Source organism: Providencia sp. PROV205, from assembly GCF_028479505.1.
Classification (GTDB): domain Bacteria; phylum Pseudomonadota; class Gammaproteobacteria; order Enterobacterales; family Enterobacteriaceae; genus Providencia; species Providencia huaxiensis.
In genome coordinates this window covers 63,155-78,492 of the sequence record NZ_JAMPNU010000002.1, presented here as the reverse complement: position 1 = coordinate 78,492, position 15,338 = coordinate 63,155, and the positions used below count along the sequence as shown (strand labels likewise).

Sequence of the window (15,338 nt, the reverse complement as noted above, 5' to 3'; positions counted from 1 at the left end):
ATTATAGAGAAGTCAGAAACAAAAATCGACCCCAAATGCATTTTTTTTACGTTTGCTCGAATAAACATCGCACTTTGTACTTAAATTATGCAATCCAGGTGACTTTTGCTAACAACCCTGTTTGATTACTCACCTTAAGTTAAATGCGGTATTTTCAAGTACTCTTCACTTTGCATTTCTTGTAATCGAGACAAGCAACGCTGGTACTCGAAAGCCAAAAGTTTCCCTTGATACAGCGATTCCATTGGCACTTCCGCATTAATAAACAATTTAACTTTTCGTTCGTAAAACTCATCAATTAATGCCAAAAAACGACGTGCTGGGTTTTCATCTGTTGTTCCCATCACGGGCACATTGTACAACAACACGGTGTGGTAGCAATTTGATAGGTAAATATAATCATTTTGACTACGAGGCTCTTCACACAACACTTTAAACTCGATGGCCAACACCCCTTCCGCTGCATGAATAGCTTGCATCTTACGATGGTTAACCTCTAAGACGGGATGTTGTTCTCCTTTCTTACCTGCCAATTTAATGAAAACCTCATCCAAATGCTGACGGTTTTGAGAATTAATCGGGGATAAAAAAAGATGTGCTTGAGTTAAAGTCCTTAAGCGGTAATCAATGCCTGCATCGACATTCATCACATCACAGTATTTTTTAATTTGCTCAATAGCAGGCAGGAAACGCGCTCGCTGCAAACCGTTACGATAGAGATTATCAGGGATGATATTTGAGGTAGCGACCAGTGTAATGCCTCGAGCAAAGAGCCCTTCAAGCAAAGTGCCAAGGATCATAGCGTCGGTAATGTCTGACACAAAAAACTCATCAAAACACAACACATCTGTTTGTTTTTTAAACTCATCCGCAATAATATCTAGCGGGTTCTCTTGCCCTTGTAATGCTATCAAATCTTCTTGTACTTTTTTCATGAAGCGATGAAAATGTAAGCGAAGTTTACGAGTACCTGGTAAACTTTCGTAAAACATATCCATTAGCCATGTTTTCCCACGCCCTACCCCGCCCCACATATAGAGCCCTTGCACCGGAATAATCGGTGCTGTTGACGTTTTACCTAAAAGACGACTAAAGCGTTGCTTTAAACCTGAAGGCTTATCTTGTAAAGTGGAAGAAGTTGCATTAACAAGCTGCTGATATATTTTATCCAAGCGTTCCACAGCGAGCCTTTGGACGTCATCTGGCTGATAGTTACCATCAGCAAGCGCTTGTTGATAACGCATTGTAGGGGTCATCGGCGACATTAACTGAATAATCCTTAAAAATTTTTCGGTTTTTTTACCGTTATTTGATATACACTGCCTTTATTATAACCAGATTCAGTTATCATTTAACTTTCGGTTAACGAGCCGCTATAGAGTAAGGAAATTCGATTTAAGATTCCACTCTTAATAAGTTGTTGGCTAATTTAACCTGTCGACTTCAAGGCTTGTAGATTTTGTCATCACTTAACTAGTCAGATTACAATATGTTAAGGTGCTTTACTTGACGCTTACATGCAACTTGAATTATTTAAGGTATAGTAACGGTAACAACACTAATTTCTGCGAACATTGAATCTGTGAACATTGAAGTAATGAAGGAGTCAGCATGACCTGGGAGTATGCATTAATCGGATTGATTGTGGGTTTTATCATCGGTGCATTAGTTGTGCGCTATGGCAACCCAAAGCTTCGCCAACAAAAAACAGCGCAAGCTGAGCTAGACAAAAAAAGTACTGAACTCGAAGAGTACCGTAAAGAACTTGTTAGCCATTTTGCTCGTAGCGCAGAATTATTGGATAAAATGGCGCGTGACTACCGTCAGCTATATCAACACATGGCACAAAGTTCATCTGAATTAATGCCTGATATGCCAGCACAAGACAACCCATTTAACTATCGTTTAACCGAATCTGAAGCGGATAACGACCAAGCGCCAGTTAAAATGCCACCAAGAGATTACTCAGATGGTGCTTCGGGTCTTTTCCGTCCTATCGAAGAGAAAGAAAAGTAAATTTTTATCTTTTATCACCAGTAAGCACCACTTACTGGTGATTTTCTATAAAACGCACTAAATTTAGTCACTTTCCGTATGTCTTCCATTATTAAATTTTTATTTAATAATTCTGAACAAGATTTCCATCCAAATATAATTTAACAATTCATTTATATAGTGTATAGAAGTTAAAGTTTCACTTAAAGCACATGTAAATAGATGTAAAAGAGTAGATATTCGCTACCCGTCATGGGAACTTTTGCGCATAATCGGTAGTCATAGTCATCAGTAAAATTGAATCTGATACCAACCAATATTATATCAACGCATTGTGTTTCTTCTAAAATTGCATTCACAGTGAGTTAATAATTTATTCTTGAGAGAATCGACTGAATTATGAAAAGAAAAAACTTTTTTCTTACCGCAGTAGCAATGAGTTTAGGGTTATCTTTAGCGGCTATTCCTGCTGTTAGCAGTGCAGCATTACCCGCCACTTTACCGGCTACAGCACAAAGCCAGAACATGCCTAGCTTGGCCCCTATGCTTGAAAAAGTATTGCCTGCTGTAGTGAATATTCATGTGTCTGGTACTCGCGTACAGAACCAACAAATTCCAGAAGAGCTTAAATTCTTTTTTGGCCCAAATATACCACAGCAACAACAAAGCGTGCGTCCATTTGAAGGTTTGGGCTCTGGTGTCATTATTGACGCCCAGCAAGGTTATATTTTAACTAACAATCATGTAATTGATGGTGCTGACAAAATTCAAATTCAATTAAATGATGGCCGTGAGATTGCGGTTAACTTAATTGGCAAAGACCCACAAACTGATATCGCGTTATTGAAAATAAGCAATGCAAAAGATATCAAAAACTTAACTGCGGTTAGTATTGCAGACTCCGACAAATTACGTGTTGGTGACTTCGCTGTTGCGGTTGGTAACCCATTTGGCCTAGGCCAAACAGCTACATCAGGGATTATCTCTGCGCTGGGGCGTAGTGGCTTAAACCTTGAAGGGTTAGAAAACTTTATCCAAACCGATGCTTCCATTAACCGTGGTAACTCTGGTGGTGCACTCGTTAACTTAAATGGTGAATTAATCGGTATTAATACCGCTATTTTGGCACCAGGTGGCGGTAATATCGGTATCGGTTTTGCGATCCCAAGTAATATGGCTAAAAACCTTAGCGAGCAGTTAATTAAGCATGGTGAAGTAAAACGCGGGATCTTAGGTATCAAAGGTACTGAGATGAACTCCGATATCGCTAAAGCATTTAATATTGATGCACAGCGTGGTGCTTTCGTAAGTGAAGTTTTACCTAAATCATCGGCTGCTAAAGCAGGTATTAAATCCGGTGACGTTTTAGTCTCTGTTGATGGTAAACGCATTAATAGCTTTGCTGAGTTAAGAGCTAAAATCGGTACTAGCCAAATTGGTAAAGAGATCACTATTGGTTTAATTCGCTCAGGCAAACCGATGGAAGTCAAAGTGGTTCTTGAGAACGACGAAGGCTCAGCAACAAAAGCAGAAAAACTGAGTGAATCGTTATTAGGTGCAACAATTTCTAATGCAACCGTTAGCAACACTAAAGGTGTACAAGTTGACAGCGTGGCGCCAAAATCGCCAGCCGCAGCCATTGGCCTCGTAAAAGGTGATTTAATCTTTGGTGTCAATGACGCTCGTGTTGAGACTATTGAGCAATTCCGTAAGATTATCGACGCTAAACCTCCGGTGTTAGCAATGAAAGTATTACGTGATGGTGAAACCTTATATTTACTGATGAAAAATTAATTCATCAAAAAACCTCTGAAAATCAATAAACGGGTACAGTATCACTCTGCTGTACCCTTTTTTTTGTGTTATGCTCAGAACATGTTTAAGCAATAACTAAATATTCTATATCCTATGGTGAAGAAGCTAACTTTATCTGTCATGCTTGGCCTGTTGACTGCATTGATTATTATCGTTGCGGTTCCTTCTTTGCGCCCTCAAGGTTTAGCCGATTTACTATATGGTAAAACAAGCAGTGAACCCGTCAGTTATAACAAAGCTGTACGTCGTGCTGCACCTGCAGTGGTCTATGTTTACAGCAGTTCAAAAGGAAGCTTCTCCCAGTCAGGACGTGAATTAAAGTCTCTCGGTTCAGGTGTGATCATGAGCCAAAATGGCTACATTATCACGAATAAACATGTCGTTGATAACCCAGACCAAATCTTAGTGGCTTTACAAGATGGTGCTATTTTTGATGCCCTATTGGTTGGTTCTGATCCATTAACTGATCTCGCCGTACTGAAAATTGACGCTGATAACCTACCTGTTATTCCAATTAATACACAACGAGTCACTCATGTTGGTGATGTCGTACTTGCAATCGGTAACCCTTACAATATAGGTCAAACTGTTACTCAGGGGATTATCAGTGCAACAGGTCGCGTAGGGCTAAGCTCTACTCGCCGGCAAAATTTCCTGCAAACAGATGCCTCAATCAACTCGGGTAACTCTGGCGGGGCATTAATTAATACCGAAGGTGAGTTAGTCGGAATCAACACGCTTTCTTTCACTGCTGGCCAGGGCATTAGCTCTGAAGGTTTAAGCTTTGCCATTCCTACTGCCCTTGCGACTAAAATCATGGATAAACTAATTCGTGATGGTCGAGTTATCCGTGGTTATATTGGTATTACAGCACGCGAACTGCCTCAAATTAGGTCAAATAACAATAATATTAACCAAATACAAGGGTTACGGGTTTTCCAGGTTGCCCCAAACGGGCCCGCAGCCAAAGCGGGGATATTGCAAGGAGACATCATTTTATCCGTTGATGGCAAACCGGCTATTTCAGCCGCAGAAACCATGGACTTAGTTGCAGAAATCCGCCCTGGAAGCAAAACCGCAGTACAGATTTTACGAGATGGCGAAATTAAAAATATTGATGTGATTATCGAAGAAATTCCTGATGAACAGGCAGGATAATCATTTTAAAACGGTCTTTCGTAAAAAAGGTTGTTCGATATCGAACAACCTTTTTTGATTTATCAAATAGATGAATGAAGCCAACACTTCATTCACCTTTTCAAAGCATTAATCATCTGAATGCACGCGCTGAATATCAGCACCTAAGCCACGTAGTTTATCTTCGATATGCTCATAACCACGGTCAATATGATAAATACGGTCAACTGTTGTTGTCCCTTCAGCAATACAGCCAGCAATAACTAAACTCGCAGAAGCGCGTAAATCTGTTGCCATTACCTGTGCGCTGGTTAATTTTTCAACACCGTGACATAACACAGTATTGCTTTCAATCTCAGCGTGAGCACCCATGCGAATTAGCTCAGGGATATGCATGAAACGATTCTCAAAAATGGTTTCAGTGATCATCCCCGCCCCATCAGCAACAAGATTGAGTAAACTAAACTGTGCTTGCATATCAGTTGGGAACCCAGGGTGTGGTGCTGTACGTAATGTCACCGCTTTTGGACGCTTGCCTTCCATATCTAAGCTAATCCAGTCATCACCGATTTCAATTTTAGCCCCTGCTTCACGTAGTTTAGCTAACACTGCATCGAGTGTATCTGGACGTGCATTACGGCAGATGACTTTGCCACGTGAAACCGCTGCAGCAATTAAAAATGTTCCTGTTTCAATACGGTCAGGCAGTACTTTATAGACACCCCCACCTAAACGTTCAACACCTTCTATAACAATACGGTCAGTACCTGCGCCTGTGATTTTTGCGCCAAGAGTATTTAAGAAGTTGGCTGTATCTTCAATTTCAGGTTCACGTGCCGCATTTTCGATGATTGTGGTGCCTTCAGCTAAGGTCGCAGCCGTCATAATAGAGACTGTCGCGCCCACACTGACTTTATCCATCACAATGCAAGCACCTTTCAAGCGACCATCAACCGTGGCTTTCACATAACCATCTTCTAAAACAATTTTTGCGCCTAATTGCTCTAAACCAGAAATATGTAAATCAACTGGGCGAGCACCAATAGCACAGCCTCCAGGTAAAGAAACTTCACCGTGGCCAAAACGAGCGACCAATGGCGCTAAAGCCCAGATGGATGCACGCATGGTTTTAACGAGGTCATAAGGCGCACAGTATGTCGTTACAGTGCTTGCATCGACGTAAACTGAGCCATTGCGTTTAACTTTAGTACCTAGTTGATTCAATAATTTAATCGTTGTGTCAATGTCCCTCAAATGAGGGACATTCTGTATTTCTACTGGCTTTTCAGCCAATAGAGCAGCGAACAGGATTGGTAATGCCGCATTTTTTGCGCCAGATATAGTGACCTCACCCTGTAAGCGGGTTGGTCCTTTAACTAAAAACTTATCCATTCAAGTATTCTCGTATGTCGAATTTTACAGTCTGTTCGCTTAGGCTTTGAAATCAAAGACCACTAAGTTTACGATCGCGCTCCCATTGCGCAGGGGTATACGCTTTAATAGACAGAGCATGGATGCGGTTATCCGCAATATACTCCATTAAAGGCGCATAAATTGCTTGCTGTTGCTTAACACGGCTCATACCGTCAAACATGTCACCGACAGCAATAACCTGAAAGTGGCTACCATCACCAGTAACAATAGCCTCATTCAGAGACAGTTTTTCCATCAATACTTGCTTAATTTCGTTGGTATCCATAATGACTCAATTTATTAATTATTTGTGATTTATAATTTTACTCTAAATAGTGCAAATTGCATGCATAGCGTACAGAAGCATCCCAATAAGAATACTCAGAGCTTAATCCCCTATCCTAAAGGATTAGGCTCAACACTTAAACCAAAGAAAACGCCTCTCGTGCCGAAAAGCACATAGAGGCGCTTATTTTTACATAACTTGACCCAATTTAGGATGTTTAACCTAATTGAGGATAATCGCTTGAACCCCATATAGTTCAATCAATGTATTCAAGTTATCACTGACACCGATAATATTCAGTGAACGGTTTTTAGCTTGGAGTTCACTTTTTAAGCGAACCAGCATCGCTAACCCTGTTGAGTCCACGTGCTTAAGACCAGAAACATCTATATTTTCAACCTGTTCCAGCGATGAGTTTTTTTTATCCCAAAACGACATTAACGAATCACGGTCTAATGTCCCGGTGAGATACAGTGTTGTTTCATTGAGTTCCCATGCTAACAACTGACTCATATTACTTTTTCTCTTCTAAAGTAATTGGCGCTTTTGCACTGATTTCTAACTGTTTTGTTAAGCCATCGACACCCTGCTTACGTAGAATATCACCCCATTCATTTTGCTTAGTCGTAATCATGCTCACGCCTTCTGCAATCATGTCGTAAGCTTGCCAATAACCTGTTTTGCTATTTTTTCGCCATTGGAAATCTAAACGTACGGGAGGACGACCGTTGGTATCAATAATCGTCACACGGATAGCCACAATGTTTTTATCACCCAGTGGTTGCTCTGGTGCAATTTGATACGTTTGGCCATGATACATCGCCAATGCTTGGCCATAAACTTGCTCAAGGTAATCTTCAAACGCGTTGAAGTAAGCCTCGCGCTGGGCAGGGGTAGCCCCTTTATAATAGGTTCCTAGCACCAAAGCCCCTGCATATTTAACTTGTACATAAGGTAATAGTTCCTCACGAACAATTGTTCTGAGATACTCGGGGTCTTGCTTAATTTTTGGTTGCTCTGATTTCAAGCGGTTAAACGTTTTCGCCGCCGCTTCATCCATTAATTTATAAGGGTTGGTTTGGTCTACTGCCATGGCAAATGGCGCAATTGCCAACATAGCAACCATCATTAAACGTTTAAACATAATTCATTCCTTTATTCTTCAAAGGGAGCATCAAATTACTGTGCAGTTGACTCTGGCTCTGCACCTTGGCTATCACCACTTTTATATAAAAACTGGCCAATTAAGTCTTCTAATACCATAGCTGGCTTCGTATCTTCAAGGCGCCCGCCATTTTTTAAGATTGCGATACCTAATTCTTCATCATCTGGGCCGATATTCATTGCAATATACTGTTCACCCAACAAACCTGATGTGCGAATTGAAAGTGAGCTCGAATCAGGAATATTGTCGTATTCACTCAATAAATCAATTTTCACTTCAGGAACATAATTTTTTTTATCTAATGTGATACTGGCAACTCGACCAATCACCACACCGCCCACTTTGATTGGAGAGCCTTCTTTTAAGCCACCAATATTTTCAAAAGATGCTGATATTTGATAGGTGGATTGGCTTCCTATCGATTTTAAATCAGCGACTTTTAAACATAAAAAGATAATTGCGGCAATCGCCAGCAACATAAAACAACCAACCCATATTTCACTTTTTTTACTTTGCATGACTTAGTTCCCAAACATCAGTGCGGTAAGTACGAAATCCAGTCCTAAAACAGACAATGACGCATGTACAACTGTTCTTGTTGTAGCTTGGCTTATCCCCTCCGAAGTTGGGATGGCATCATAGCCATTAAATAATGCGATCCAAGTAACCGTGATGGCAAAGACTAAGCTTTTGATCACACAGTTGACTAAATCTAGCCGCCAATCAATGGAAGATTGCATTGAAGCCCAAAAAAAGCCTTCATCAATCCCCTTCCAGTCAACCCCAACTAATGCACCACCTAAAATACCGACAGCAACAAAAATTAGAGATAACAATGGCATACTAATAAAACCAGCCCAAAAACGTGGGGCGATGACACGCCTAAGAGGGTCAACTGCCATCATTTCAAGGCTAGAAATCTGTTCAGTCGCTTTCATTAAGCCAATTTCAGCTGTTAACGCTGAACCCGCTCGTCCGGCAAACAACAAGGCAGTCACAACAGGGCCTAGTTCACGCAATAGTGAAAGCGCCACCATCATACCTAAGCTAGCTTCAGCACTAAACGTCGTGAGAACCAAATAACCTTGTAACCCTAAAACCATCCCAATAAATAACCCTGAGACGGCAACGATCAGCAATGACTGCACACCAATGGCGTACAATTGCTTCATCAATAATGGCCATTGTTTACGAAACTCTGGTTTGCCAAGTAAGGCGCGAAACAGCATGTAGCCTGCTCGACCAAACGCGGAAAATATGTCAATCCATCGGCGTCCGAAGGCTGCAATCGCCTTTATTATCATTTTATTTACCCTAATAAATCAGCTAGATAATCATTGGCGGGAAAACGAAATGGAACAGGCCCATCCGCAATACCATCAAGGAATTGTCGCACACGAGGGTCTTGGTTTTCACGCAATTCTTCACCCGTTCCCTGAGCAATGACATGCTGCTGCGCAACAATATAAGCATTATCTGCAATGCTCAATACCTCTGGAACATCATGGGAAACCACGACACAGGTGACACCCAATGCTTGATTAAGCTCATCAATCAATTTAACCAAAACACCCATAGTAATCGGATCTTGACCAACAAAAGGCTCATCAAACATGATTAAATCAGGATCTAGAGCGATAGCACGCGCTAAAGCTGCCCGCCTAGCCATACCTCCCGATAACTCAGATGGCATTAATTTTGCGGCTCCTCGCAAGCCAACCGCCTCTAATTTCATCATCACTGTAGTATGGATCAGCGATTCAGGCAGGTTAGTATGCTCACGCAACGGGAAAGCCACATTATTGAATACGTCCATGTCTGTGAATAACGCCCCCGACTGAAACAGCATGCTCATCTTTTTACGAGACTGATACAGTTTTGAGCGTGACAGTGCAGGAATATTGTCACCATCAAACCAAATTTCACCTTCATTTGGCCGTAATTGCCCACCAATCAAGCGCAGTAATGTGGTTTTACCGATCCCTGACGGCCCCATAATTGCCGTAATTTTCCCACGAGGAACGGTCAGATTAATATTTTCAAATATTTTCCGATTTCCTCGAGTAAATGACATGTTCCGTACTTCAATTAAGTTGTCTGTCTGTGCTTGCATTGTTAAATAACTCGTTATACACCACGCGTAAATATTTTTATCCGTTCAGATGTTACCGAAAGATAAACTGAAAATCGTCAAATATCACAACAAAATAGAATTTATAGTATTATAGCGTCGAAAATATGACTTTTAGTATTACAACTTTGTTTTTACCTAAAGGAAACAGAGAAAAAACAATATAATTTCTTTATAGTCAGCAAAAGCTTTCGCTATTAACAGCAGATAGCTCTTAGAATGCTATGATTTACCTAACTGAGGATACGCGAATTTGCCTATCTTTTTTTGGTTCAAGATGCTAATAAAACCATCTTATACGTATTAAATTCTACATCGAAGTGCCAAAAAATACTTATTAAGTCTAAAACTAACATTAAAAAGTGCTTAACTGACAAAATACTTACTGATACCAAGTATTCGTTATACAATTTGATTTCGCTAATCCGATTAACTTAAAAGCTACGCATGGAACTAGAAATGTCAAACTTCGATTTTCAGAAAGTAGGTAAAGAAGTTCTCCATATCGAACATGAAGGTTTAAAAAACCTAGAACAATATATCAATACTGATTTTGACCGCGCTTGCCAGCTTATTTTTAACTGTGAAGGCAAAGTCGTCGTAATGGGAATGGGGAAATCGGGGCATATTGGGCGTAAAATTGCTGCCACACTAGCGAGCACAGGTACGCCGTCATTTTTTGTTCATCCAGGGGAAGCTAGCCACGGCGACCTTGGGATGATTACGCATAAAGATGTTGTGTTAGCCATTTCAAATTCTGGGGAGTCAGGGGAAATTTTAGCTTTACTCCCTGTTTTAAAAAGAATTAAAGTGCCTTTAATCTGTATGACTAACAACCCTGAAAGTAATATGGGAAAATATGCAGATGTGCATTTGTGCATCAAAGTGCCTCAAGAAGCCTGCCCTTTAGGGCTTGCACCTACCACGAGTACAACAGCAACACTCGTGATGGGAGATGCATTAGCGATTGCCTTATTAACTGCGCGCGGTTTCACGGCTAATGATTTTGCGCTTTCGCATCCGGGTGGCGCACTTGGGCGCAAACTTTTACTCCTCGTTCGTGATTTAATGAATACGGGTGATGATATCCCCCATATTCCTAAAAGCGCGTCTTTACGTGAGGCTTTAGTGGAAATTACCCGCAAAAAACTGGGTATGACAGTCATTTGTGATGATGACATGAATATTGAAGGTATTTTCACTGATGGGGATTTACGCCGTATTTTTGATATGGGTATCGACCTGAATAACGCTAAAATTGCTGATTTAATGACCCCCGGTGGAATTCGGGTATCGCCGACCATGTTAGCGGTTGAAGCGCTCAATTTAATGCAGTCTCGACACGTGACTTCATTATTAGTCGCAAATGATAACAAATTAGTTGGTGTGCTACATATGCACGATCTGCTACAAGCAGGTGTTGTATAACAGAAGGAAATACCATGACGTCTACCTTTTTGGAAACCTGCTATGGCCCTGTTGCCGATACTGTTTTAATCAAAGCAGAAAAAATCAAATTACTGATCTGCGATGTTGATGGTGTCATGTCCGATGGCTTGGTCTATATGGGAAATAATGGCGAAGAACTCAAGGCCTTTAATGTCCGTGACGGCTATGGGATACGTTGCTTATTAACGTCCGGTATTGAAGTCGCCATCATTACAGGAAGAAAAGCGAAGCTTCTTGAAGATAGAGCCCAAACATTAGGCATTACATATCTTTACCAAGGCCAAAGCGATAAGCTTTTGGCGTATCACGAACTGTTAGATACACTACAATTATCAGATGAAGAAATAGCTTATATTGGGGACGACCTGATTGACTGGCCTGTTATGGCTAAAGTAGGCTTATCCGTCGCCGTCGCTGATGCCCACCCTTTGCTATTACCGAAAGCGGATTACGTGACTCGTATTGGCGGGGGAAAAGGTGCAGTCCGCGAACTTTGTGACCTTATTTTGCTTTCTCAAGACAAACTAGAAGAAGCAAAAGGTTTATCAATATAACGAATAGATTGAATTCATGAGCAATGCGAAGAAGTGGTTAATTATTATTTTATCCTTAGTGGTATTAGGACTTATCGGTTGGAATTTAGCGGGTAATGATTCCGACAGCGCAGAGGATAAAGTAATTAATGATGGGCAACCTAATTATCAAACTGATGATTCAGTGACTTTTGTCTATAATCCAACGGGTAATTTAGCGTATAAACTCGTTTCAGATAAAATAGATAACTACACTGAAGGGAAAATCACGTGGTTTTCGAAACCTGTTCTAACCACTTATAACGAAGCCGGTGAGCCTACCTGGACAGTTAAGGCTTTCAAAGCAAGGTTAACGAACGATAGAATTCTCTATTTATATAGCGATGTTCAAGTTGATAGCTTAACTAAAGACTCGCAGATCCAACGAATTACAACTGAGAGTGCAGTTGTCAATTTGACAACACAAGACGTTTCATCTGATGATAAAGTGACCATTGTTGGACAAGGTCTCAATTCTACTGGTATGAAAATGAAGGGAAACCTTCGTACAAGAACGGCTGAATTAATCGAAGATGTAAAAACTCATTATGTGTTACAACCAGAAGAGCATTAAAATGAATCAAGTAACTAAGAAACGTTTTATTCAAGGAGCTGTTGCCAGTGCAATTTTGGCTCTTAGCCTACCTGCGATGGCATTAAAAAGTGATACGCAGCAGCCAATGACGATTAATTCGGTCAAACAATCTCTTGATTTAGAAAAAAACGTCACCACTTTTACAGATGATGTTGTTATTAAACAAGGCTCTATTGATATCAGAGCCAATAAAGTGGTTGTTACACGCCCAAGTAGTGACTCAGATAAAATTGTGATTGAGGCCTTCGGGACCCCAGTTACCTTTTACCAGTTGCAGGATGATGGCAAGCCAATTAAAGGCCATGCCAGTAAAGCCCGTTATGAGGTTGATAAACAACTCGTCACATTAACAGGCAATGCTTATCTTGAGCAATTAGACAGCAATATTCAGGGTGACAAAATTACCTATATTGTGCCAACGCAACAAATGGAAGCATTTAGTGATAAAGGCAAACGCGTCACTACCGTAATACTGCCAGCCCAATTGCAAGAAAAAGGCCCTGCAGCGAATAAAAATTCATCAGAAAGTAAGAGTAAATAACTGTTATGGCGACACTAACCGCTGAGAATCTAGCTAAAGCCTATAAAAAACGTAAAGTCGTTGAAGATGTCAGCCTGGAAGTTAAATCAGGTGAAATCGTTGGCTTGTTGGGACCAAACGGGGCCGGTAAAACAACGACCTTTTATATGGTTGTGGGTATTGTTCAGCGGGATGCTGGCAAAATTATGATTGATGGTGAAGATATCAGCCTTCTACCGTTGCATGAACGTGCACGCCGTGGAATTGGCTATCTTCCTCAAGAAGCCTCCATTTTCCGTCGCCTCAGTGTTTATGATAACCTAATGGCTGTGTTAGAAATTCGCGAAGATTTGAATTCTCAGCAACGTAAAGAGCGTGCTGAAGAGCTGATGGAAGAATTTAGTATTACCCATCTTCGGGACAGCATGGGGCAATCGCTATCCGGTGGGGAACGCCGCCGTGTTGAAATTGCTCGAGCACTTGCAGCTAACCCAAAATTTATTTTATTAGACGAACCTTTTGCGGGTGTTGACCCTATTTCCGTCTTAGATATCAAAAAAATCATTCAGCACTTAAGGGATTACGGCCTCGGAGTATTAATCACCGACCATAACGTGCGTGAAACCTTAGATGTATGTGAAAGAGCCTATATTGTCAGCCAAGGACACTTAATTGCTCATGGGTCACCAACCATGATCTTAGAGAACGAACAAGTGAAACGTGTATACTTGGGTGAAGGTTTCCGGTTATAAATTAGCGTATCGTCATTTTTTAGGGAGAATAAAACAGATTCATGAAGCAAAGCTTGCAGCTTAGAGTCAGTCAACAACTTGCAATGACCCCTCAATTGCAGCAAGCCATTCGCTTGTTGCAGCTGTCTACACTTGAGCTTCAGCAAGAAATTCAACTCGCCTTGGAAACCAACCCACTTCTTGAACAAGAAGAGTTAAATTCCGAGTCTGAATCTATTGACTCCCTAAATGAAAATTCCGATACCAGTGAGCTCGATACCAAAGACGCGCTCGAAAACCATGATATGCCAGATGAACTCCCTTTAGATACTAATTGGGATGAAATATATACGGCAGGAACACCGTCAGGGACCAGTAATGATTATAATTTTGATGAACTCCCTGTTTACCAAGGTGAAACAACGCAAACATTGCAAGATTACCTGACGTGGCAAGCTGAACTGACCCCTTTTACTGATACGGACAGGGCAATAGCCACCGCTATTATTGATTCAATAGATGATTCTGGTTACCTGACAACAGCAGTTTCTGATATACATGAAGGGATTGATAACCCAGAGATTAGTATTGAGGAAGTCATTGCTGTCCTCAAACGTATTCAGCATTTCGACCCACTGGGTGTTGCAGCACAAGACTTAAAAGAGTGTTTATTAATTCAATTGTCACTCTACCCTAAAGAAACTGATGGGCTACAAGATGCGAAGCTCATTATTAGTAACCATATTGATTTACTGGCTAACCGTGATTTTCGCCAGTTAGGTAAATTAACTCGCTTAAAAGAAGATGCGCTCAAAACCGCGATAGACCTGATTTTAACGTTGAATCCAAAACCTGGCCAATCTATCAATACCGGGGAATCGGAATACGTCATTCCTGATGTTTTAGTGAAAAAAATCGCAGGGCACTGGCAAGTTGAGTTAAATACAGATAGCATCCCTAAGCTAAGCATTAATAACCATTATGCTTCGATGCTGAATAATTCAGCGAGTGAAGATGACTCCCAATATATTCGTAGTCATCTGCAAGATGCAAAATGGTTGATTAAAAGCCTTGAGAGCCGCCACGAGACACTATTAAAAGTCGCGACTTGTATTGTAGAACAGCAACAAGAATTCTTTGAGCTGGGAGAGGAGTACATGAAACCGATGATACTGGCCGATATCGCCTATCAAGTGGACATGCATGAATCAACTATCTCACGAGTGACAACTCAAAAGTTTCTCCATAGCCCACGAGGCATTTTTGAGTTGAAATATTTTTTCTCCAGCCATGTTAATACGGACACAGGTGGCGAAGCCTCCTCAACCGCAATTCGAGCATTGGTGAAAAAACTGGTTGCTGCTGAAAACCCAGCAAAACCATTGAGTGACAGTAAATTGACGAGTATGCTGGCTGAACAAGGCATTCAAGTCGCTCGCAGAACTGTTGCTAAGTATCGAGAATCGTTATCCATTCCGCCCTCTAACCAGCGTAAACAACTGGTTTAATTGATAAAATAAGGAAGATTG

The 15,338-nt window shown here is 41.0% G+C and carries 17 protein-coding genes; 9 read left to right on the top strand and 8 right to left on the bottom strand.

Going from position 1 to position 15,338, the window contains the following annotated elements:
- Nucleotides 1-134: 134 nt before the first annotated feature.
- A complete protein-coding gene (zapE, locus tag PR800_RS02790; protein WP_272530151.1) occupies nt 135-1,265 on the bottom strand; it encodes a cell division protein ZapE in 1,131 nt (376 codons plus the stop codon).
- Between the two features lie 346 nt (nt 1,266-1,611).
- Between zapE and zapG the strand changes: the two genes are divergently transcribed.
- From zapG to degS, 3 genes are all read left to right on the top strand, one after another.
- The gene (gene zapG / locus PR800_RS02785) at nt 1,612-2,016 is read left to right on the top strand and encodes a Z-ring associated protein ZapG (protein ID WP_004908297.1); all 405 of its coding nucleotides are present in this window, start codon (nt 1,612-1,614) and stop codon (nt 2,014-2,016) included.
- 378 nt (nt 2,017-2,394) lie between these two features.
- A complete protein-coding gene (locus PR800_RS02780; protein ID WP_102137919.1) occupies nt 2,395-3,789 on the top strand; it encodes a Do family serine endopeptidase in 1,395 nt (464 codons plus the stop codon).
- Between the two features lie 114 nt (nt 3,790-3,903).
- On the top strand, nt 3,904-4,968 hold the full coding sequence (gene degS, locus PR800_RS02775; protein ID WP_195697720.1) for an outer membrane-stress sensor serine endopeptidase DegS: 1,065 nt from the start codon (nt 3,904-3,906) through the stop codon (nt 4,966-4,968).
- A gap of 108 nt (nt 4,969-5,076) precedes the next feature.
- On the opposite strand, the gene murA is transcribed toward degS, so the two are convergent.
- The 7 genes from murA to mlaF form a co-directional block, all read right to left on the bottom strand.
- Complete coding sequence (murA, locus tag PR800_RS02770; protein WP_102137921.1) at nt 5,077-6,339, bottom strand: UDP-N-acetylglucosamine 1-carboxyvinyltransferase; 1,263 nt, start codon at nt 6,337-6,339, stop codon at nt 5,077-5,079.
- Nucleotides 6,340-6,391: 52 nt separating this feature from the next.
- Nucleotides 6,392-6,646, bottom strand: coding sequence for a BolA family iron metabolism protein IbaG (gene ibaG, locus PR800_RS02765; protein ID WP_004258269.1), 255 nt, complete (start codon nt 6,644-6,646; stop codon nt 6,392-6,394).
- A gap of 222 nt (nt 6,647-6,868) precedes the next feature.
- Nucleotides 6,869-7,159: a lipid asymmetry maintenance protein MlaB gene (gene mlaB, locus PR800_RS02760; RefSeq protein ID WP_102137922.1), complete on the bottom strand. Its 291-nt coding sequence runs from the start codon at nt 7,157-7,159 to the stop codon at nt 6,869-6,871.
- Between the two features lies 1 nt (nt 7,160).
- Entirely contained in the window at nt 7,161-7,790 is a 630-nt protein-coding gene (gene mlaC / locus PR800_RS02755; protein ID WP_102137923.1) for a phospholipid-binding protein MlaC, read from the bottom strand.
- 35 nt (nt 7,791-7,825) lie between these two features.
- Complete coding sequence (gene mlaD, locus PR800_RS02750) at nt 7,826-8,329, bottom strand: outer membrane lipid asymmetry maintenance protein MlaD (protein WP_102137924.1); 504 nt, start codon at nt 8,327-8,329, stop codon at nt 7,826-7,828.
- Between the two features lie 3 nt (nt 8,330-8,332).
- Complete coding sequence (gene mlaE, locus PR800_RS02745) at nt 8,333-9,115, bottom strand: lipid asymmetry maintenance ABC transporter permease subunit MlaE (RefSeq protein ID WP_102137925.1); 783 nt, start codon at nt 9,113-9,115, stop codon at nt 8,333-8,335.
- Nucleotides 9,116-9,120: 5 nt separating this feature from the next.
- On the bottom strand, nt 9,121-9,924 hold the full coding sequence (gene mlaF, locus PR800_RS02740; RefSeq protein ID WP_102137926.1) for a phospholipid ABC transporter ATP-binding protein MlaF: 804 nt from the start codon (nt 9,922-9,924) through the stop codon (nt 9,121-9,123).
- A 477-nt stretch (nt 9,925-10,401) separates the two neighbouring features.
- Between mlaF and kdsD the strand changes: the two genes are divergently transcribed.
- Genes kdsD through rpoN form a run of 6 tightly spaced genes read left to right on the top strand, consistent with a single transcriptional unit; the run spans nt 10,402 to nt 15,317 of the window.
- The gene (gene kdsD, locus PR800_RS02735) at nt 10,402-11,370 is read left to right on the top strand and encodes an arabinose-5-phosphate isomerase KdsD (RefSeq protein ID WP_166264319.1); all 969 of its coding nucleotides are present in this window, start codon (nt 10,402-10,404) and stop codon (nt 11,368-11,370) included.
- 14 nt (nt 11,371-11,384) lie between these two features.
- Nucleotides 11,385-11,945, top strand: coding sequence for a 3-deoxy-manno-octulosonate-8-phosphatase KdsC (kdsC, locus tag PR800_RS02730; RefSeq protein ID WP_102137928.1), 561 nt, complete (start codon nt 11,385-11,387; stop codon nt 11,943-11,945).
- 16 nt (nt 11,946-11,961) lie between these two features.
- Nucleotides 11,962-12,537, top strand: a complete 576-nt coding sequence (lptC, locus tag PR800_RS02725) for an LPS export ABC transporter periplasmic protein LptC (RefSeq protein ID WP_102137929.1) — start codon at nt 11,962-11,964, stop codon at nt 12,535-12,537.
- A gap of 1 nt (nt 12,538) precedes the next feature.
- Complete coding sequence (lptA, locus tag PR800_RS02720; RefSeq protein WP_102137930.1) at nt 12,539-13,099, top strand: lipopolysaccharide ABC transporter substrate-binding protein LptA; 561 nt, start codon at nt 12,539-12,541, stop codon at nt 13,097-13,099.
- Between the two features lie 5 nt (nt 13,100-13,104).
- Nucleotides 13,105-13,830: an LPS export ABC transporter ATP-binding protein gene (gene lptB / locus PR800_RS02715; RefSeq protein WP_166264317.1), complete on the top strand. Its 726-nt coding sequence runs from the start codon at nt 13,105-13,107 to the stop codon at nt 13,828-13,830.
- Nucleotides 13,831-13,871: 41 nt separating this feature from the next.
- Complete coding sequence (gene rpoN, locus PR800_RS02710) at nt 13,872-15,317, top strand: RNA polymerase factor sigma-54 (RefSeq protein ID WP_102137932.1); 1,446 nt, start codon at nt 13,872-13,874, stop codon at nt 15,315-15,317.
- Nucleotides 15,318-15,338 lie beyond the last annotated feature (21 nt).

Excerpts from the sequence above, each read along its gene's own strand:
- zapE (WP_272530151.1), bottom strand. The coding sequence starts at position 1,265 with ATGTCGCCGATGACCCCTACAATGCGTTATCAACAAGCGCTTGCTGAT.
- PR800_RS02780 (WP_102137919.1), top strand. The coding sequence starts at position 2,395 with ATGAAAAGAAAAAACTTTTTTCTTACCGCAGTAGCAATGAGTTTAGGG.
- kdsD (WP_166264319.1), top strand. The coding sequence starts at position 10,402 with ATGTCAAACTTCGATTTTCAGAAAGTAGGTAAAGAAGTTCTCCATATC.
- mlaD (WP_102137924.1), bottom strand. The coding sequence starts at position 8,329 with ATGCAAAGTAAAAAAAGTGAAATATGGGTTGGTTGTTTTATGTTGCTG.
- murA (WP_102137921.1), bottom strand. The coding sequence starts at position 6,339 with ATGGATAAGTTTTTAGTTAAAGGACCAACCCGCTTACAGGGTGAGGTC.
- lptB (WP_166264317.1), top strand. The coding sequence starts at position 13,105 with ATGGCGACACTAACCGCTGAGAATCTAGCTAAAGCCTATAAAAAACGT.
- zapG (WP_004908297.1), top strand. The coding sequence starts at position 1,612 with ATGACCTGGGAGTATGCATTAATCGGATTGATTGTGGGTTTTATCATC.
- mlaC (WP_102137923.1), bottom strand. The coding sequence starts at position 7,790 with ATGTTTAAACGTTTAATGATGGTTGCTATGTTGGCAATTGCGCCATTT.
- degS (WP_195697720.1), top strand. The coding sequence starts at position 3,904 with ATGGTGAAGAAGCTAACTTTATCTGTCATGCTTGGCCTGTTGACTGCA.
- ibaG (WP_004258269.1), bottom strand. The coding sequence starts at position 6,646 with ATGGATACCAACGAAATTAAGCAAGTATTGATGGAAAAACTGTCTCTG.
- mlaE (WP_102137925.1), bottom strand. The coding sequence starts at position 9,115 with ATGATAATAAAGGCGATTGCAGCCTTCGGACGCCGATGGATTGACATA.
- lptA (WP_102137930.1), top strand. The coding sequence starts at position 12,539 with ATGAATCAAGTAACTAAGAAACGTTTTATTCAAGGAGCTGTTGCCAGT.
- mlaF (WP_102137926.1), bottom strand. The coding sequence starts at position 9,924 with ATGCAAGCACAGACAGACAACTTAATTGAAGTACGGAACATGTCATTT.
- lptC (WP_102137929.1), top strand. The coding sequence starts at position 11,962 with ATGAGCAATGCGAAGAAGTGGTTAATTATTATTTTATCCTTAGTGGTA.
- mlaB (WP_102137922.1), bottom strand. The coding sequence starts at position 7,159 with ATGAGTCAGTTGTTAGCATGGGAACTCAATGAAACAACACTGTATCTC.
- rpoN (WP_102137932.1), top strand. The coding sequence starts at position 13,872 with ATGAAGCAAAGCTTGCAGCTTAGAGTCAGTCAACAACTTGCAATGACC.
- kdsC (WP_102137928.1), top strand. The coding sequence starts at position 11,385 with ATGACGTCTACCTTTTTGGAAACCTGCTATGGCCCTGTTGCCGATACT.